The sequence below is a fragment of the Micromonospora sp. DT62 genome, from assembly GCF_049847285.1.
GTDB lineage: Bacteria > Actinomycetota > Actinomycetes > Mycobacteriales > Micromonosporaceae > Micromonospora > Micromonospora reichwaldensis.
The window spans coordinates 80292-98506 of record NZ_JBNCOB010000004.1; the positions used below are offsets into that span (position 1 = coordinate 80292).

General features: G+C 73.5%; 15 protein-coding genes. 7 read left to right on the forward strand and 8 right to left on the reverse strand.

Annotated elements, in window-relative coordinates:
• The first annotated feature begins 138 nt into the window (after positions 1-138).
• From ACPXCB_RS07855 to ACPXCB_RS07870, 4 genes are all read left to right on the forward strand, one after another.
• Positions 139-2814 (forward strand): LuxR C-terminal-related transcriptional regulator, encoded by a 2676-nt coding sequence (locus ACPXCB_RS07855; protein ID WP_425873542.1) that lies wholly within the window; start codon positions 139-141, stop codon positions 2812-2814.
• 16 nt (positions 2815-2830) lie between these two features.
• Positions 2831-4117: a nicotinate phosphoribosyltransferase gene (locus tag ACPXCB_RS07860; protein ID WP_425873544.1), complete on the forward strand. Its 1287-nt coding sequence runs from the start codon at positions 2831-2833 to the stop codon at positions 4115-4117.
• A 14-nt stretch (positions 4118-4131) separates the two neighbouring features.
• Positions 4132-4713 carry an isochorismatase family protein gene (locus ACPXCB_RS07865; RefSeq protein ID WP_151453616.1) on the forward strand — a complete coding sequence of 194 codons (582 nt, stop codon included), beginning with the start codon at positions 4132-4134 and terminating at the stop codon, positions 4711-4713.
• Positions 4714-4778: 65 nt separating this feature from the next.
• Entirely contained in the window at positions 4779-5993 is a 1215-nt protein-coding gene (locus tag ACPXCB_RS07870) for an MFS transporter (protein WP_425873546.1), read from the forward strand.
• A gap of 223 nt (positions 5994-6216) precedes the next feature.
• On the opposite strand, the gene ctaD is transcribed toward ACPXCB_RS07870, so the two are convergent.
• Both ctaD and ACPXCB_RS07880 read right to left on the reverse strand, forming a co-directional pair.
• Positions 6217-7977, reverse strand: a complete 1761-nt coding sequence (gene ctaD, locus ACPXCB_RS07875) for a cytochrome c oxidase subunit I (RefSeq protein ID WP_425873548.1) — start codon at positions 7975-7977, stop codon at positions 6217-6219.
• Between the two features lie 157 nt (positions 7978-8134).
• Positions 8135-9244, reverse strand: coding sequence for an FAD-dependent monooxygenase (locus ACPXCB_RS07880; protein WP_425873550.1), 1110 nt, complete (start codon positions 9242-9244; stop codon positions 8135-8137).
• 303 nt (positions 9245-9547) lie between these two features.
• Between ACPXCB_RS07880 and ACPXCB_RS07885 the strand changes: the two genes are divergently transcribed.
• Positions 9548-10675, forward strand: coding sequence for a GH12 family glycosyl hydrolase domain-containing protein (locus tag ACPXCB_RS07885; protein ID WP_425873551.1), 1128 nt, complete (start codon positions 9548-9550; stop codon positions 10673-10675).
• A gap of 71 nt (positions 10676-10746) precedes the next feature.
• Here ACPXCB_RS07885 and ACPXCB_RS07890 read toward each other — a convergent pair whose 3' ends face one another.
• The 3 genes from ACPXCB_RS07890 to ACPXCB_RS07900 all read right to left on the reverse strand — a co-directional run bounded on the left by ACPXCB_RS07890 (position 10747) and on the right by ACPXCB_RS07900 (position 12841).
• A complete protein-coding gene (locus ACPXCB_RS07890; RefSeq protein ID WP_425873553.1) occupies positions 10747-11712 on the reverse strand; it encodes an N-acetylmuramoyl-L-alanine amidase in 966 nt (321 codons plus the stop codon).
• Positions 11712-11876, reverse strand: coding sequence for a hypothetical protein (locus ACPXCB_RS07895; RefSeq protein WP_165947736.1), 165 nt, complete (start codon positions 11874-11876; stop codon positions 11712-11714). Before ACPXCB_RS07895 ends, ACPXCB_RS07890 begins: the two co-directional genes overlap by 1 nt.
• 176 nt (positions 11877-12052) lie before the next feature.
• Entirely contained in the window at positions 12053-12841 is a 789-nt protein-coding gene (locus tag ACPXCB_RS07900) for an aldo/keto reductase (protein WP_393167705.1), read from the reverse strand.
• A 93-nt stretch (positions 12842-12934) separates the two neighbouring features.
• Between ACPXCB_RS07900 and ACPXCB_RS07905 the strand changes: the two genes are divergently transcribed.
• Together ACPXCB_RS07905 and ACPXCB_RS07910 are read left to right on the forward strand one after the other, a co-directional pair.
• Positions 12935-13996, forward strand: coding sequence for a DNA polymerase ligase N-terminal domain-containing protein (locus ACPXCB_RS07905; protein ID WP_425873555.1), 1062 nt, complete (start codon positions 12935-12937; stop codon positions 13994-13996).
• 16 nt (positions 13997-14012) lie between these two features.
• Positions 14013-15206 carry a threonine synthase gene (locus ACPXCB_RS07910; protein ID WP_425873556.1) on the forward strand — a complete coding sequence of 398 codons (1194 nt, stop codon included), beginning with the start codon at positions 14013-14015 and terminating at the stop codon, positions 15204-15206.
• 21 nt (positions 15207-15227) lie between these two features.
• Here the strand turns inward: ACPXCB_RS07910 and ACPXCB_RS07915 are convergent, their stop codons facing one another.
• The 3 genes from ACPXCB_RS07915 to ACPXCB_RS07925 all read right to left on the reverse strand — a co-directional run bounded on the left by ACPXCB_RS07915 (position 15228) and on the right by ACPXCB_RS07925 (position 18194).
• Positions 15228-17024 (reverse strand): glycoside hydrolase family 15 protein, encoded by a 1797-nt coding sequence (locus ACPXCB_RS07915; RefSeq protein WP_425873558.1) that lies wholly within the window; start codon positions 17022-17024, stop codon positions 15228-15230.
• Positions 17025-17071: 47 nt separating this feature from the next.
• On the reverse strand, positions 17072-17464 hold the full coding sequence (locus ACPXCB_RS07920; RefSeq protein WP_132233820.1) for a cupin domain-containing protein: 393 nt from the start codon (positions 17462-17464) through the stop codon (positions 17072-17074).
• A gap of 244 nt (positions 17465-17708) precedes the next feature.
• Entirely contained in the window at positions 17709-18194 is a 486-nt protein-coding gene (locus ACPXCB_RS07925) for a septum formation initiator (protein WP_425873560.1), read from the reverse strand.
• Between the last annotated feature and the right edge of the window lie 21 nt (positions 18195-18215).

The following is an 18215-nucleotide window of genomic DNA, read 5'->3' on the forward strand; positions in this document are numbered from 1 at the left end:
CACCCGGATGCCGGAAGAGTACGTGCGGCCGGGCCCCGGAGCCGAACACTTCGAATACTCAGAGGTAACCACGAGACTACTCAACTTCGGTGCGTGACGATGTGCACGCGGACGGATTCCGATCGATATGCTGCCCCGATGAGTCGGTGGGGGTTCGTCGGCCGAACGGATGAGCTCAACCGTCTGCTGTCGGCGGTGACCGGCGCGGAGCGGCGGGGCATCTTCTTCAGCGGCAACGCGGGCATCGGCAAGAGCCGCCTGCTGCGCGAGGGGATGGCGGCCCTCCCCCGCGATGGGTACGCCGTCTGGACGATCGCGGCCAGCGCCACCACGGCCGCGCTCCCCTTCGGCGGTCTCGTCCAGGTGCTCCCGACGGAGCAGCCGCAGGGCCTGTCCCCCGCCGGCATCCTGCGCTGGGCGGTGGACGTGCTGCAGCAGCAGGCGGCCGGCCGCCGGATCGTGCTCGCGGTCGACGACGCGCACCTGCTCGACCCGCCGTCGGCGGCGCTGGTGCACCTGGTGGCCCGCTCCGACAACGCCACGGTCGTCGGCACGTCACGCGACGGCGAGCAGCTCCCGCTGCCGATCCGCGCCCTGTGGACCGACGGCCTGGTCGACCACGTCGAGCTGAGGCCGCTGCCGCCGGCCGAGACCACGCGGCTGCTCTCCGCGATCCTGGAGGGACCGGTCGACGCCACCACCGCCGACCGGCTCGGCCGGCTCTCCGAGGGCAACCCGCTGCTGCTGCGCGAGCTCGTGTTCGCCGCCGACCGCGGGGAACTGACCCGCACGTACGGGATCTGGAAGTGGACCGGCCGGCTGGAGCTGGCGCCCAACCTGACCGACCTGATCGACGTCCGGATCGGCCAGCTCACCTCGGGCGTACGCGGGGTGGTGGAGCTGGTCGCCTTCGGTGAACCGCTCGGCCTGCACCTGCTCAACCAGGCCGCCGACCCGGTCGACGTGGAGACCGCCGAGGAACGCGGGCTGATCGCCGTGGAACACGACGACCGCCGGGCGAACGTGCGGCTGGCCCACCCGCTCTACGGCGAGGTGATGCGCCGCCGCTGCCCCGTCAGCCGGACGCGACGGTTGCAGGCCCGCCTCGCCGAGCTGCTGGAGCTGGTCGGCAAGCGACGCCGCGACGACCTGCTCCGGGTGGCCGTGTGGCGGCTCGACTCGGGCACCGCGCAGGATCCGGCCCTGCTGCTCGACGCGGCCCGGCAGGCGTTCGCCCGCTACGACGTACCACTGGCGACCCGGCTGGCCCGCGCGGCGCTCGACGCGGGCGGCGGCTTCGACGCGGCGGAGCTGCTGGCCACCATCCTGATGTTCGCCGACCGGCCGGACGAGGCGATCGGGGTGCTGGACGCGGTCGCCACCGACATCGAGGACGACCGGCGGCTGAGCCGCTGGCTGACCGTGCGGGGCATGGTCAGCTACTGGGGCCTGAGCCGGGAGTCCACGGTGGAGGAGATCGCCGCCCTCCGGTCGACCCTCGCCGACTCCGCCGACCAGGCCCGGGTGCTCGCCTTCGAGGGCATCATGCGGCTGCACCGGCTGGACACCGGCATCGCGCTGCGGCTCGGGCAGACGGTGCTGGACCGGCCGGCCGCGAGCGTCGCCGCCCGGGAGCTGGCACGCAGCACGATCGCCCACCTCCAGGCCGCGCAGGGGCAGCTGCACCGCAGCGCCACCGCGATCAACCGGGTGCAGGCCGAGGCGGGCCGGTGGCGGGCGGACATGCCGTACCTGCAACTGGCCCTGGAGCTGGCCCGGGGCACCCGGCTGGCGCTCGCGGGCGACCTGGCCGGCATCGACGCGATCGTGGCCGACGAGTTCGCCGACCTGGCCGGGGCCGGCGACTTCCGGCTCGGCACCGGTTACCTGGCCATCCTCCAGGCGTACGCGGCCCGGCTGCGCGGCCAGAGCGACGCGGCGCTGCGGACCAGCCTCGGCGCCTGCGCGGTGCTCGCCACCAGCCGGGTCTACGCGGGACTGGCCCAGGCCGAGCGGGCCCAGGCGGCGGCGCTGCGGGGCGACGCCGCGCAGGCGGCCGAGGCGATGGCGGAGGCCGACCGCACCCACGCCCCAGGCATGATCGTGCTGTACCCGTGGCTGGAGCAGGCCCGGGGCGCGGTGCTCGCCGCCGGTGGCGACGTGTCCGGCGCCGTCAAGCACCTGAGCGGGCTGGCCGACCGGCTGCGCGCCGACGGCTTCGCCGGCCACGAGGTGCACGTGCTGCACGACCTGGTCCGACTGGGCCAGGCGACCGCGCCGCTCGGCCCGACCTGCTCCGACGGCGGCCGGCGCACCGTCGCGCAGCGGCTCGCCGAGCTCTCCGAGCGGGTCGACGGGCTGCTGCCCCCGCTGCTCGCCCGGCACGCCCGGGCCACCGCGGGCGGCTCCGCCGACGAGCTGCTGGCGGTCGCCGACGGCTTCGACGCGCTCGAGCTGACCGTCTACGCGGCGGAGGCCACCGCCACCGCCCTGGACCGGCTGCGCCGGCGGCGCTCCCCGGCGGCGGCCGCGGCCCGGGAACGTCTCGCCGCCCTGCTCGGCCGCTGCGACCTGGTCCGTACCCCGGCGTTGCAGGCCGGCTCCCCGGCGCTGAGCGAACGCGAGTGGCAGGTGGCCCGGCTCGCCGCCGACGGGGTGACCAGCCGGGTCATCGCCCAGCGGCTCTACCTCTCCGCCCGCACCGTGGAGAACCACCTCCAGCGGATCTACGGCAAACTCGGCGTCGCCGGCCGGGCCGAGCTGCGGGCCGCCCTACGGACGATCCCGGGCCACGACGGCAGCGATGACGGGTGAACCCTAGGCTGGGGCGGTGAGCACCCTTCGCCCCGCGCTGCTGACCGACCACTACGAGCTGACCATGGTCAGTGCCGCCCTCCGCGACGGCTCCGCCGACCGCCGCTGCGTCTTCGAGGTGTTCAGCCGCCGGCTGCCCGCCGGTCGTCGCTACGGGGTGGTGGCCGGCACGGGCCGGCTGATCGAGCTGATCCGCGACTTCCGCTTCGACGCCGACGAGGTCGACTTCCTGCGGCGTACCGGGGTGGTCGACGAGCAGGCCGCCGCCTGGCTGCGCGACTACCGCTTCACGGGCGACATCGAGGGCTACGCCGAGGGCGAGCTGTTCTTCCCCAGCTCGCCCATCCTCACCGTCTCCGGCGGCTTCGCCGAGTGCGTGGTGCTGGAGACGCTCATCCTCTCCGTGCTCAACCACGACAGCGCCGTGGCCGCCGCCGCCGCGCGGATGGTCACCGCGGCGCGCGGGCGGACCCTCATCGAGATGGGCTCCCGGCGCGCGCACGAGGAGGCGGCGGTGGCCGCGGCGCGGGCCGCGTACCTGGCCGGTTTCCGGTTCACCTCGAACCTCGCCGCCGGGCTGCGCTACGGCATCCCGACCGCGGGCACGGCCGCGCACGCGTTCACCCTGCTGCACTCCGACGAGCGGACCGCGTTCGCCTCGCAGGTCGCCACGCTGGGCAAGGACACCACGCTGCTGGTCGACACGTACGACATCAGCCAGGGCATCCGCAACGCGATCGCGGTGGCCGGGCCCGACCTGCGGGCGGTGCGGATCGACTCGGGCGACCTGGCGGTGATCGCGCAGCAGTCCCGCGAGCTGCTCGACTCGCTGGGCGCCACCGAAACCAAGATCATCGTCTCCGGTGACCTCGACGAGCACGCCATCGCCTCGCTCGCCGCCGAACCGGTCGACATGTACGGCGCGGGCACCGCCGTGGTCACCGGCTCCGGCGCGCCCACCGCCGGGCTGGTCTACAAGCTCGTCGAGGTCGAGGGCCGCCCGGTGGTCAAGCGCTCCGAGCACAAGGCCACCATCGGCGGCCGGAAGGTGGCCGTACGCCGGCACAAGCCGACCGGCACCGCCACCGAGGAGATCGTCGTGCCGCAGGGCGTGCCCGATCACCGGCCCAACGACCGGCTGCTCCAGCACTCGTTCCTGGCCGGCGGCGAGCCGGTCGACCGGCCGACCCTGGACGAGTCGCGGGAACACCTGCGACAGTGCCTGATCTCCATCCCCTGGGAGGGCCTCAAGCTCTCCGCCGGCGACCCGGCCATCCCGGTCACGGTCGTCCCGGCCGACTGACGAAGGAGCAGCAGGTGAGCAACGCGCTGATCATCGTGGACGTGCAGAACGACTTCTGCGAGGGCGGCTCGCTGGCCGTAGGCGGCGGGGCCGGCGTGGCCGCCGGGATCACCCGGCTCCTCGCCGCCGAGCCGGACCGTTGGGACCACGTCGTCGCGACGAAGGACCACCACGTCGACCCGGGCGCCCACTTCGGCGACCCGCCGGACTTCGTGGAGTGCTGGCCGCGGCACTGCGTGGTGGGCACCCCGGGCGCGGAGTTCCACCCCGACCTGGCCACCGACCGGATCGAGGCGATCTTCCACAAGGGCGAGTACGCGGCCGCGTACTCCGGCTTCGAGGGGCACGCCGAGGGCGGCGAGAGCCTGGCCGACTGGCTGCGCCAGCGTGGCGTGGACCGGGTCGACGTGGTGGGGATCGCCACCGACCACTGCGTACGGGCGACCGCCCTGGACGCCGCCCGGGAGGGCTTCGCCACCACCGTCCTGCTGGACCTCACCGCCGCCGTCGCCCCGCCCACCACGGACGTCGCGCTGCGGGCGATGGACGGCGCCGGGGTGACCCTGCGCGGGGAGCCTGTGATCAGGGCCGCATGAGGCCGTAATTCGTTGGCGGGTGTCGTACCTCCGGCCGAGGATGTCCGGCGGAGGTACGCACCGACATGAACCTGAAGCCTTACCGGGAGGCGCTCGCCCTGCCCGGTCTCCGGTCGTTGCTGCTGGTGTCGGTGCTCGCCCGCGTCCCGCTCACCGCCACCGGGGTGACCCTGACGTTCTACGTCGTGCTCGACCTCGGGCGCGGCTACGGAGCGGCCGGGCTCGTCGGCGCGGCGATCACCGTGGGAGCCGCGATCGGCGGCCCGCTGCTCGGCCGCCTGGTCGACCGGCGCGGCCTGCGGCCGGTGCTCGTGCTGACCGGGATCGCCGAGGCCGTCTTCTGGTCCACCGCGCCGATGCTGCCGTACCCGGTGCTGCTGCCCGCCGCGTTCCTGGCCGGCTCGCTCGCCCTGCCGATCTTCTCGGTGATCCGGCAGTCCATCGCCGCGATGGTGCCGCCGGAGCGGCGCCGCCCCGCGTACGCGCTGGACTCGATGTCGGTGGAGCTGTCGTTCATGGTGGGTCCCGCGCTGGCCGTGGCGGCGGCCACCGCGATCTCCCCGCGCACCACGCTCTATCTGGTGGGCGCCGGCATCGTCGCCGCCGGCGTCGCGTTCTGGGTGCTGAACCCGCCCGTCCGGAGCGGTGGCGAGCCGGCCGGGCCGCAGCCGCGGGTGCCCCGCCGGTCGTGGCTCACCCCGCGCCTGCTCGCCGTGCTGGCGGTCAGCGCCGCCGGCATGCTGGTGCTCGGCGGCACCGACGTGGCGGTGGTCGCCGTGCTGCGGGAGAACGGCGACGTCGGGTGGACGGGCGCTGTCCTCGCCGTCTGGGCGGTCGCGTCGCTGGTCGGCGGATTCGCGTACGGGGCGGTCACCCGATCCTTCCCGCCGCTGGTCCTGATGGCCGCGCTCAGCCTCTGCACCATCCCGGTCGGGCTGGGCGGGGCACACTGGTGGCTGCTCTGCCTGGCGCTGATCCCCGCCGGGGCGCTCTGCGCGCCGACCATCGCGGCCACCTCGGACGCGGTCAGCCGGCTGGTCCCCGCCTCCGTACGCGGCGAGGCGATGGGCCTGCACGGCTCGGCGGTCACGATCGGCATGGCGGTGGGCGCGCCCCTCGCGGGCGCCGTCATCGACGCCTCCGCACCGGCCTGGGGCTTCGCCGTCACCGGGGCGGTCGGGGCGCTGGTGGCGCTGGCCGTGCTCCCGATCGAGCTCCGCCGCCGCACCGCCGCCACCCTCGCGTCCGCCCCCGAACTCGTCCCGACCCCCGCCACCTGAGCCCGGCGCCCCCGGCTCGACGCCCTTGGCTCGACGGTCCTGGCTGAGCGGCCCTGGGCCGGTCCCGGCAGTCCGGCGGGGCACCGGGCAGGCGTACACGATCGGTTGATGCCCAGCCGGTGTCCATGCGCCGTCTGGCCCGGCCACGGGGCGTACCCCTCCGCGCAACGGCGACGGGCGCCGCCCCGGGTGGGGTGGCGCCCGTCGTACGTGGTGCGGAGCGTCAGCGCCGGTCGGCGTCGCTCGCGGTGTCCTCGCGGTAGCTGGCGCCGCCGTCGGACTCGCTGGTCAGCGGCTTGGCGCCGCCCTCCGGCGGGCCGGCCAGGCTCTGGCCGCCGGCCGCCAGCTCGGGGAACTTGAGGTCGAACGCCGGCCGCTCGGAGCGGATCCGCGGCATCCGGTCGAAGTTCCGCAGCGGGGGCGGGGAGCTGGTCGCCCACTCCAGCGAGTTGCCGTGACCCCACGGGTCGTCGACCTCGACCACCGGGCCGGCCTTGTACGACTTCCAGCAGTTCCAGATGAACGGCAGGGTCGAGATGCCGGTGATGAACGCGCCGATGGTGGAGACCATGTTCAGCGTGGTGAAGCCGTCGCCGGGCAGGTAGTCGGCGTACCGGCGCGGCATGCCCTCGTTGCCCAGCCAGTGCTGCACCAGGAACGTGGTGTGGAAGCCGATCATGGTCAGCCAGAAGTGCACCTTGCCCAGCCGCTCGTCGAGCATCCGGCCGAACATCTTCGGGAACCAGAAGTAGATGCCGGCGAAGACGGCGAACACGATCGTGCCGAAGAGCACGTAGTGGAAGTGCGCCACCACGAAGTACGAGTCGTGCAGGTGGAAGTCGATCGGCGGGCTGGCCAGCAGCACGCCGGTGAGACCACCGAAGAGGAAGGTGACCAGGAAGCCGATCGAGAAGAGCATCGGCGTCTCGAAGCTGATCTGGCCGCGCCACATGGTGCCGATCCAGTTGAAGAACTTCATACCGGTCGGCACGGCGATCAGGTAGCTCAGGAAGCTGAAGAACGGCAGCAGCACCTGGCCGGTGGAGAACATGTGGTGCGCCCAGACGCTCATCGACAGGCCGGCGATGGCGATGGTCGCGGCGACCAGGCCCTTGTAGCCGAAGATCGGCTTACGGGAGAAGACCGGGATGATCTCGGAGATGATGCCGAAGAACGGCAGCGCGATGATGTACACCTCGGGGTGGCCGAAGAACCAGAAGAGGTGCTGGTAGAGCATCGGCCCGCCGGTCGCGGGGTCGTAGACGTGGGCGCCCAGGAGCCGGTCGGCGGCGAGCGCCATCAGCGCGGCGGCCAGCAGCGGGAAGACCAGGATCACCAGGAGACCGGTGACCAGGATGTTCCAGGTGAAGATCGGCATCCGGAACATCGTCATGCCGGGCGCGCGCAGGGTCAGGATCGTGGTGATCACGTTGACCGCGCCGAGGATCGAGCCCAGACCCGAGATGACCAGGCCGACGACCCACAGGTTCGCGCCCACGCCGGGCGAGTGCTCGACGGAGCTCAGCGGCGCGTACGCGGTCCAGCCGAAGTCGGCCGCGCCACCCGGGGTGAGGAAGCCGACCATGGTCATCGTGCCGCCGAAGAGGAACAGCCAGTAGGCGAAGCTGTTCAGCCGGGGGAACGCCACGTCGGGCGCGCCGATCTGCAGCGGCACCACGTAGTTCGCGAAGGCGAACACGATCGGCGTCGCGAAGAACAGCAGCATGATCGTGCCGTGCATGGTGAACAGCTGGTTGTACTGCTCGGGCGACAGGAACTGCAGCCCGGGTCGGGCCAGCTCGGCCCGCATGATCAGGGCCATCAGGCCACCGATCATGAAGAACGCGAACGCGGTGACCATGTACATGATCCCGATCTGCTTCGCGTCCGTGGAACGCAGCAGCCGCGCGATGGCCGACCCCTTGACCGGCGCTCGGACCGGCCAGGGCCGGGTCACGACCGGCTTGGGTGCGACGGTGGTCACGAGTGGCCTCCGGTTCTGGGTTGTCCCGCTCGGCACGCGCTGGTTATCTGCGGGCCGTCATCCGCAAGGAGGATAGTCCCCGGCAGGTGGCTACGCCGCGTGGGGTGGTCGGGTAGCCTGCACCGCCCCGGCGCACCGGGCCCTCGGCCGCCGGCCGCTACAGCGGGCCCAGCAGCAGCCGGTAGTGCTCGCCGAAGATCCGGTCGCCGCGCCCGCGCAGCAGCGGGTCGCGCAGCGCCGGCGGCACGTCCCTGGTCCGGTTGCGGTCCCGGGTCCGGTCCCGCACCCATCGCGTACGCGGGCGACGACGACTCTCGTACGCCGCCAGCGCCGCCTCGACGTCGCCTCCGGCCGCGCGGAGGGAGTCGGCGAGCACCACGGCGTCCTCCAACGCCATCGCCGCGCCCTGGGACAGCGTCGGTGCGGTGGCGTGCGCGGCGTCCCCGACGAGCAGCACCCGCCCCCGGGACCAGCAGCCCAGTTCCACCTCCTCGGTGACCGCGACGTGCACCCGGTCCAGCGCCTCCAGCACGGCGGGCACCGGTCCGCCGTAGTCGCCGAAGAGCTCGCGCAGCCGGGCCGTCGGGTCGGCCGGCGCAACGGTGCCGGCCTCGTCGGCGTAGCAGTGCAGCCGTCCGGCGCCGATCGGCACGACCAGGAAGCCGGCGCGCTGGCCGAGCAGGGCGGTCCACTCGGCGACCGGGGGCCCGTCGCGCACCACGCTGCGGTAGACGACCTGGCCGGCGGGCCGGGGCGGACCGCCGAGCGCGGCCAGGGCCCGGATCGAGGAGCGCGGCCCGTCGGCGCCGACGACGAGGTCGTACTCGGCGGCCGTGCCGTCGACGAAGGTGATGCCGACGGAGTGCGGCAGCAGGTCGACGGCGCGCACCTCGGCGCCGTGCCGGACGGCGCCGCCCGCGCCGGTGAGCAGCACCCGGTGCAGTTCCGTCCGGGGCAGCGCCCGGCACTCGCCGACCCCGGACCAGAGCGCGTCGAGGTCCACCTCGCAGAGCGGCGCCCCGGCCGCGTCGAGGAACCGCTGCCGGTGGATGACGTGCCCGAGCGGGCGTACGGGCCCGTCGAGGTCGAGGCGGCACAGCGCCCGGGCCGCGTTGCCGGGTAGGTAGAGACCGGTCTCGGCGTTCTCGCCCGGGGGCAGTCTCTCGGTGACGTCGGGGCGGAAGCCCGCCATCCGCAGCGCCCGGGCCACGGCCAGACCGGCGATGCCCGCGCCGACGACGAGGATGCGCAGGGGAGAGCCACCCATGGTGGTGTACGCCTCCGGAGGGGTTCGGCACGCGTTGGAGGCAAGACACTACTCGGCGCAATCGGCACACACCAGAGTCAATCGTCCCAGGCGAAACACTCCTCGGCGCCCGCCGCGCCTGCTTCGGGGGACCACCTGCCCACCGAGCGACCCGGGCGTGACAAACCTCACTTACCTCTCCAATACCCCAGGCCCGTTGCGCTGTGGTTTCAGAGATGTAAATGTATCGAAGGGTTGTGGGAGCGCTCCCGCGTCCACTGGCCGACTCCGTCCGGCGTTCCGCGCCGAAGCCGAAGGAGCATCATGAAACGTCCACTCCGGGCCCTCGCGGCAGCCGCGCTGCTCGCCGCCGGCTCGATCGTCGCCGTGGCCCTCGGCGGCACCGCCAGCGCCGACACGCAGATCTGCGAGCAGTACGGCTCCACCACCATCCAGGGCCGCTACGTGGTGCAGAACAACCGCTGGGGCACCACCGCCCAGCAGTGCATCAACGTCACCGGCAGCGGCTTCGAGATCACCACCCAGAACGGCAGCAACCCGACCAACGGCGCGCCGACCGCGTACCCGTCAATCTTCCTCGGCTGCCACTACACCAACTGCTCCCCCGGCACCAACCTGCCGATCCAGGTCAGCCAGATCAGCAGCGCCACGAGCAGCATCGCCTACCGGTACGTCAGCAACGCCGTCTACAACGCCTCGTACGACATCTGGCTGGACCCCTCGCCGAAGCGGGACGGGGTGAACCAGATGGAGATCATGATCTGGCTCAACCGGCAGGGGTCGATCCAGCCCATCGGCTCCCCGGTCGGCACCGCCACCATCGACGGGCGCAGCTGGGAGGTGTGGCGGGGCAACAACGGCGGCAACAACGTCATCTCCTACCTGGCGCCGTCGGCGATCAGCAGCGCGAACCTCAACCTGCTGGCGTTCATCAACGACACCCGCAACCGGGGCGCGATCACCAACTCCTGGTACCTGACCAGCATCCAGGCCGGCTTCGAGCCGTGGCAGGGCGGCGCCGGCCTCGCGGTGACCTCGTTCTCGGCGGCGGTCAACGGTGGCGGCAACCCGCCGCCCACGACCGCGCCGCCCACCACGCCCCCGCCGGGCGGCGCCGGGTGCGCGGTGAAGTACACGCCGAACTCGTGGAGCAACGGCTTCACCGCCGACGTGCAGATCACCAACACCGGGTCGAGCCCGATCAACGGCTGGACGCTGGCCTACACCCTGCCCGCCGGGCAGCAGATCACCAGTTCGTGGAACGCCACGGTCAGCCAGAGCGGCTCGGCGGTGACCGCGCGGAACATCAGCTGGAACGGTTCGCTCGCCCCGGGCGGCACGGCCAGCTTCGGCTACCAGGGCACGCTGAGCGGGGCGTACGCGTCACCGACCAGCTTCACCCTCAACGGGACCGCCTGCTCGCGCTCCTGAAACGCCGGACGCGACGTCCGCCGGGCCACCCCGGTGCCTGGCGGACGTCGCGTGTCTCAGGGCCGGCCGGGTCAGACCCGGGTGAGCCGGACGGCGTCGGCGATGACGAGGCCGGCGGCGGAGCTCCACCGGCTGACCGCGACCCGGTTGGCGTCCCCGGCCGGCAGCGTGAACGTGCCGAGGGAGCGCCACTGCCCGCCGGTCGCCGCCTGGTTGACGATGATCGTCCGGTTGCCGGTGGTGGTGGCCACGATGTACGGCGTCGCGGTGTTGTAGCCGGCGACCGCCGGCCACCAGGCGTCGACCCGGTAGTTCGCGGTCGCCGGGACGTTGAACTTGTACCAGGCGGCGTCGCTGGCGGCGACGGGCTGGGCGAAGCGGTAGTCGGTCCCGTAGCGCTGGGCCGAGTACGCCGAGGTGCCCCAGCTGGCGCTGGCGGTGAAGCGACCGGCGGTGGAGTTGTCCACCACGGAACTCCAGGTGTTGCCGCCGCCCGCCATCTTCGCGGCGACGTCGGCGCGCATCGTGTTCAGGTCGATGAAGGACGGGTCGATCTTGCCGCTGGTGCTCGTCTCGCGGTGGCCCCGGGCGTAGCTGGCGTCCCTGCCCAGCCGCTTGAGCACGGCGGCGGTGGCGGCGATCGACGCGTTGTACTGCGCCGCCGTCATCTCCTGGTTCACGCCGTTGTAGTCGATCTCCCAGCCGATCATCAGCGTGTTGCCGTCACCGGAGGGGATCGGCCCGCTGCCCCGGCTGACGCCCGCGTGGTTGCAGCGGCCGGCGGAGATGACGTGGAAGACGCCGTGGTAGTCGACGAGGGCCTGGCAGAGCGGGCCGGGCAGGTCGGACCGGCCGTTGATGCAGACGTTGAGCGCCGGGTGCGGGTTGCTGGCGCTGGAGGTGGCGGCGGTGTGGTGCCAGAGCACACCGATCGGGTCGAACGAGCCGGGACGCATGCGGTTGACCCAGTCGCCGTGCGTGACGACCTGGACGCCCGCTCCCCGCAGGACGTCCACCAGCCAGGGAATCGTGGCCATCAGGACTCCCCGAGCAGGTCGGCGAGGCACTCGGCCTTCGGCGCGGCGAGCGGCGCGGCGCTCGCCGTGGCGGGCTTGGCGGCTACGGCCACCGCGGTGGCCACCAGGGCCGACATGCCCAGCACTCCGCGTCGGGGGAGGCGGGCGGGTCGTGACGCGTTCATGGCGCTCCTTCAGACAAGGGCGGAGGGGTTCCGACTCATCGATGAACTGGTGACGCGCACGGTATATCGTCACGAGCATCTATGTCGATACCCTTCATCGCCCCTATTCAGGCTGAAGGAATTTGGCAACGGCGGACCCCGGACCGGGCCCCGCTCCGGGTGCCGGAAGGGGTTCGTCAGGGGTTGCCGAGGGCGTCGATGTCGCGCATCTCCTCGGCGGTCAGCGAGAAGTGGAAGATGTCGGCGTTCACGCGGATCCGCTCCGGGGTCACCGACTTGGGGATGACCACGATCTCGTGGTCGACGTGCCAGCGGAGCACCACCTGGGCGGGGGAGACGTCGTGCGCGGCGGCGATGCGGGTCAGCACCGGGTGGGCGAGGTCGCTGGTCTTGAACGGGCTGTAACCCTCCAGCACCACTCCCCGGTCCCGGTGCTCCTTGTGTCGCTGCCGGTCGTACAACGAGGGGCTCCACCGGATCTGGTTGACGGCCGGGTTCTCCTCGGTCGCCTGGATCAGCTCGTCGAGCTGGCCGGTGCCGTAGTTGCTCACCCCCACCGCGCGCGCGAGCCCCTCGTCCCGGGCGGCGAGCAGCTCGCGCCAGACGGGGATGTTGTCCGCCGGATTCTCCGGCGGCCAGTGGATCAGCCACAGGTCGACGTGGTCGGTGCCGAGCGCGGTCAGGCTGGCCTCGAGCGTCTCCCGCTCCCGTCCGACCCGGTCCGGCGGCAGCTTGGTGGTGACGAAGACGTCCTCGCGGCGCAGCCCGCTCTCCTGGACCGCCCGGCCGACCTCCTCCTCGTTGCCGTACATCGTGGCGGTGTCGACGTGGCGGTAGCCGGCGTCGAGCGCGGCGAGCACCGCGTCGTACCCGGCCTGGCCGGTGGCCTGCCAGGTGCCGAAGCCGAGCAGGGGCATCCGCACCTCGCCCGGGAGCGCAACGGTGGGCTGGTCCTCGTGGTCCATGCCGCGGTCTACCCGTGATGACCCACGACATGCCCGTGGAACCGGACACCCGGGCGGCCGGCGGGCCGGCGCGGATTGCCGGAGAATGCGGATGTGGCTGACCCGCTGGAGGAGTACCGGCGCAGACGGGACGCGGCGCGCACGCCGGAGCCGGTGCCGAAGCGGCCCCCGGGAAGGAAGCGGCCCGCCGACGGCACGGCCCGGTTCGTCATCCAGCAGCACCACGCCCGGAGCCTGCACTGGGACCTGCGCCTGGAGCACGAGGGGGTGCTGGCCTCCTGGGCGGTGCCGCGCGGGCTGCCCCGCGACACCGGCCGCAACCATCTCGCCGTGCACACCGAGGACCACCCGATGGAATACCTCGACTTCCACGGCGAGATCCCGGCCGGCGAGTACGGCGGCGGACGGATGACCGTCCACGACCGGGGCACGTACCACTGCGAGAAGTGGCGGGACGACGAGGTGATCGTCGTGCTGGACGGCGAGCGCACCTCCGGGCGGTACGTCCTCTTCGCCACCGGCGGCAGGGGCGGGCGGGACTGGATGGTCCGGCGCACCGACCCGCCGCCGGAGGGCTGGACGAGCATGCCGGAGCTGGTCCGCCCGATGCACCCGACCCGGGCGGCGAAGCTGCCGGCGGACGAGCCGGAGTGGGGCTACGAGCTGCGCTGGGACGGGGTGCGCGCCGTCGCGTACGTCTCGGGTGGGCGGCTGCGGCTGCTCGCGGAGGACGACGAGGACGTCTCCGGGACGTACCCCTGGCTGCGGGAGCTGGCCGAGGAGCTGGCGCCCACGGAGGCCGTGCTGGACGGCGTCCTGGTGCGCATCGACCGGGCCGGCCGGGTGCGGCCGGCGCGCGGCGGACGCCGGACCCCCGACGCCCAGTACCTGATCTTCGATCTGCTCTGGATGGAGGGCGTGACCAGCCTCGACCTGCCGTACGCGCAGCGCCGGGAGCTGCTCGACGGCCTGGCGCTGGCCGGTCCGCACTGGCAGACTCCGCCGTGGTTCCCGGGTGCCGGCCGGGAGGCGCTGCGGACCGGGCGGGAGCAGGGGCTGCCCGGGGTGGTGGCGAAGCGCCTGGACTCGGTCTACGAGCCGGGCGGGCGCAGCCGGCGCTGGCTGAGCATCGACGCGAGCCGAGACACGAGCTGAGACGGCGAGGAGCATCGTGTACCTGACGCACCTGGAGTGCCCGCGCTGCGGGCGGGAGCACGACGCCGCCAAGCTGACCAACCTCTGCGACTGCGGATCCCCGCTGCTGGCCCGCTACGACCTGGCGGCGGTGGCGAAGGTGCTCACCCCGGAACGGTTCCCGCTGCGCCCGGCCGACCTGTGGCGCTACCGCGAGCTGCTGCCGGTGGCCGACCCCCGGCACGAGACCACGCTGGGCGAGGGCTGGACGCCGCTGCTGCGCACCCCGACCTACGGCGCGGAGATCGGCATCGCGGACCTGCTGGTCAAGGACGAGGGGCTGACCCCCACCGGCTCGTTCAAGGCGCGCGGCGCGGCGGTGGGCGTCAGCCGGGCGCGCGAGCTGGGCGTGACGCGCATCGCCATGCCCACCAACGGCAACGCGGGCGCGGCCTGGGCCACCTACGCCGCGCGGGCCGGGCTGGGCGCGACCATCGTCATGCCGCTGGACGCGCCGGCCATCTGCCGGCGCGAGTGCGTGGCCGCCGGGGCCGACCTACGCCTGGTCGACGGGCTGATCGGCGACGCCGGGCGGCACGTCGCGGGGCTCATCGCCGGCTCCGGCGGCGCGATCTTCGACGCTGGCACGCTGCGCGAGCCGTACCGGCTCGAGGGCAAGAAGACGATGGGGTACGAGATCGTCGAGCAGCTCGGCTGGCAGGTGCCGGACGTGATCATCTATCCCACCGGCGGCGGGGTCGGCCTGATCGGCATCCACAAGGCGCTGCACGAGCTGCGCGAGCTGGGCTGGATCGAGGACCGGCTGCCCCGCCTGGTCGCGGTGCAGTCGACGGGCTGCGCGCCGATCGTCCGCGCCTTCGCCGCCGGTGAGCAGCGGGCGCGGCCCTGGGCCGACGCGCACACCGTGGCGTTCGGCATCACCGTGCCGGCCCCGCTCGGCGACGAGCTGATCCTCGACGCGCTGCGCGCCAGCGCCGGCACCGCGATCGCCGTGGACGACGCCGAGATCCTGGCCGACCTGCGGGACTTCGCCGCCCGCGAGGGGCTGCTGCTCTGCCCGGAGGGGGCCGCCTGCCTGACCGCCGCCCGGCACCTGCGCGCCGGCGGCTGGATCCGGGCCGGCGAACGCGTGGTGGTGCTCAACACCGGGGCCGGCGTGAAGTACCCGGAGACGGTGGACGTCACCGACGTGCCGGTGCTGCCCGCCTGAGGTGTGCGGAAGGGACCCTCGTCAGTCCGTGGTGGGGTCGGTCAGCCGCCAGGCGGCGCTGACCAGGCCGATGTGCGACAGCGCCTGCGGGGTGTTGCCGAGCTGCGCGCCGGAGCGCGGGTCGATCTGCTCGCTGAACAGGCCGATGTCGTTGGCGTGCCCCAGCAGCCGCTCGAAGAGCGCCTCGGCCCGGCCCTGCTCACCGGCCAGGACCAGGCACTCCACCAACCAGAACGAGCAGGGCAGGAAGCCCGCCGGGTCGGTGTCCCAGCGGCGGAGGAGCCCGTTCCCGGCGCCCAGCCCGCGCTCGACCGCCTCGATGGTCGCGCGCATCCGCGGGTCGGTCGCCGGCAGGAACCCCACCAGCGGCAGCAGCAGCACCGAGGCGTCCAGCTCCGGCGAGCCGAACGCGCCGCCGTACGCGCCGGTCGGCTCGTGCCAGCCGTCGCGCAGCACGGCGGTCCGGATCTCGTCGCGGATCCTCGCCCACCGCCGGGCGTCGGCCCGGTCGCCGAGCCGGGGCGCGAGCCGCACCGCCCGGTCCAGCGCCACCCAGCAGAGCACCTTCGACGTGAGGTAGTGCCGGTCGGTGTCCCGGGTCTCCCAGATGCCCCGGTCGGGCAGGTGCCAGGTGGCGGCAACCTGCTCGGCCAGGCCGAGCACCATCTCGCGCAGTTCCGTGTCGAGCGTCTCCCCCAGGTGGTCGCGCAACCGCCAGACCGCCGAGAGCACCTCGCCCGGCACGTCGAGCTGGCGCTGCCGCCAGGCGTCGTTGCCGACCCGCACCGGCCGGCTGCCGCCGTAGCCGCGCAGGTGGGCGCACTCGTGCTCGGAGACGTCCCGCTCCCCCTCCAGGCCGAAGAGCACGGGCACGGGGTCGGGACCGACCCGGCCGATCGAGCGGGCCGCCCAGGCGAAGAGCCGGGACGCCTCGGACGGGCAGGCGGCCACCCAGAGGGCGCGCAGCGTCATGGCGAAGTCGCGCAGCCACGAGTAGCGGTAGTCGTAGTTGCGGTCGCCGCCGATCCGCTCCGGCAGCGACGTGGTCAGGGCCGCGGCCACCGCGCCGCTGCGGGCGTACGTGAGGCCGGTGAGCACGGTCGCGCTGTGCCGGACCTGCTCCCGGTAGCGGCCGTCGTAGTGGTGCGACTCGCGGTAGGCCTGCCAGGCCCGCACCGTCTCGGTGAGCGCGGCCACCGGCTCCAGCCGGGCCGGCACCGTCCCGTACGCCTGCCCGTACGCCACGTCGAAGCCGACCACCTGCCCGGCGGAGACCTCGAACTCCTGCCGGACCCGGTCCCGGTCGACGCGCGGCAGCACCCCGCCGGTGTGCAGGGCCAGCACCACCGGGCCGGCCGCGGCCAGCACCCCGCCGTCGGGCTGCCCGTGCAGGTACGGGGTGAGCAGGCCGTACTCCGGGCGGGGGCGGAAGTCGAGCGACATCCGCACCCGCCCGGCGAGTCCCTCCACGACCCGTAGCAGCACCGCCGGGGAGTTCATCCCCAACTGGTGGCCACGGGCGCCGAACTCGGCGGCGAGCGCGTCGGTGACCGCGACGCTCCCCTCCGGCGTGTGGTGCACGGTGCGCAGCACCAGCGTGTCGGCCACGTACGCCCGCTCCACCCGGTGCCCGGGAAGCCCGGCGGCGGTGGGCGCCAGCCGGAAGTGCCCGGCCTCCGTGTCGAGAACGCGGCCGAAGACCGACGGGGAGTCGAACCGGTCCGGGCACCACCAGTCGATCGAGCCGTCCCGACCGACCAGGGCGCCCGAACGGCAGTCGGAGAGGAACCCGTAGTCGGAGATCGCCAGTTGGTCCACCCGCTGCGGGTACCCCGTTCCGGCAGCCTCAGGCGGCGGCCCGACGGTCAGGAGGTGGGCGGCTCGTCCTCGCCGGCGGCCTCTGCGGCGTCGGCCTCCTCCTTGGTCCGGTGCACCGCCTGGTCGGCGTGCTCGGGCGGGCCGTAGACCGTGTAGAGCACCAGCGGGTTGGGGCCGGTGTTGACGAAGTTGTGCTTCGTGCCGGCCGGCACCACCACCAGGTCGCCCTGCACGACCTCGCGCTTCTCCCCCGCCACCTGCGCCTCGCCCGTACCGCTGACGAAGGTCAGGATCTGGTCGATGCCCTCGTGGACCTCCTCGCCGATCTCGCCACCCGGCGGAATCGTCATGATCACCAGCTGGGTGTGCTCACCGGTCCACAGCACCCGCCGGAAGTCCGGGCTCTTCTCGGCAACGGTCGCGATCGTGAAATGCTCCATGCCGACGCACATACCCGCTGCGGCCCGACACCACGCCGGGACTCGCAGATGGTGGAATTCGCCACTCCTCGGGGGTTTCGATCCCTGATGGACGGGGATCGAGGGAGTAGCCGGCGCACGGTGGCCGGTCGAGCCAGGTCCCCGCTGGCGTACCGCCGTACGGCTGCGGTGGTGGGAGACGGCCAGAGCGCGGCGACGTTCCGATCCCCCGGGATCCGAACGGCGCCGCGCGCTCGTGTCCGGCTCAGTCGTCGTCCTCGACCGACACCGGCTCCAGCCCCACGCAGCGCAGCTTCAGCTCGAACTCCCCGGACGGGCCGGCGAAGGCGACCTCCACGTCGTCGTCCGGCCCCGGCTCCGCGTCCGAGACCCGGTAGCCCGGCGCGGGCGTCCAGGAGACCAGCCGTACCCCGCCCGGCCCGCACTCGACCACCGCGCTGCCACCCGTCGTGGCGAAGGCCCGGCGTGCTCCCGCCGGGGTCGAGCCCGTCGCTCCCGGCGACGACGGCCCGCCGGTCCCGCCCGCCGCCGGAGCTGACGGTCCGCCGGCCCCGGGGACCGCGGGCCTGGGCGAGGCCAGGGCACGCTCGATCTCCTCCTGGCTGAGCACCCCGCCCGGGGTGCCGGCGATGCTCTCCCCCACCCACCGGATCGCGGCCACCCCGATCAGGGTGGCGAGGGCGGCGGTGGCCAGCCACCCGGCGACGGCGAGGAACGAACGGCGGCGCATGCCCCGAGTCTGACCGATCCG

Bases quoted from the DNA above. Each gene is read 5' to 3' on its own strand.
- ACPXCB_RS07855 (WP_425873542.1), top strand. From the start codon at position 139: ATGAGTCGGTGGGGGTTCGTCGGCCGAACGGATGAGCTCAACCGTCTG.
- ACPXCB_RS07870 (WP_425873546.1), top strand. From the start codon at position 4,779: ATGAACCTGAAGCCTTACCGGGAGGCGCTCGCCCTGCCCGGTCTCCGG.
- ACPXCB_RS07880 (WP_425873550.1), bottom strand. From the start codon at position 9,244: ATGGGTGGCTCTCCCCTGCGCATCCTCGTCGTCGGCGCGGGCATCGCC.
- ACPXCB_RS07885 (WP_425873551.1), top strand. From the start codon at position 9,548: ATGAAACGTCCACTCCGGGCCCTCGCGGCAGCCGCGCTGCTCGCCGCC.
- ACPXCB_RS07890 (WP_425873553.1), bottom strand. From the start codon at position 11,712: ATGGCCACGATTCCCTGGCTGGTGGACGTCCTGCGGGGAGCGGGCGTC.
- ACPXCB_RS07895 (WP_165947736.1), bottom strand. From the start codon at position 11,876: ATGAACGCGTCACGACCCGCCCGCCTCCCCCGACGCGGAGTGCTGGGC.
- ACPXCB_RS07900 (WP_393167705.1), bottom strand. From the start codon at position 12,841: ATGGACCACGAGGACCAGCCCACCGTTGCGCTCCCGGGCGAGGTGCGG.
- ACPXCB_RS07920 (WP_132233820.1), bottom strand. From the start codon at position 17,464: ATGGAGCATTTCACGATCGCGACCGTTGCCGAGAAGAGCCCGGACTTC.
- ACPXCB_RS07925 (WP_425873560.1), bottom strand. From the start codon at position 18,194: ATGCGCCGCCGTTCGTTCCTCGCCGTCGCCGGGTGGCTGGCCACCGCC.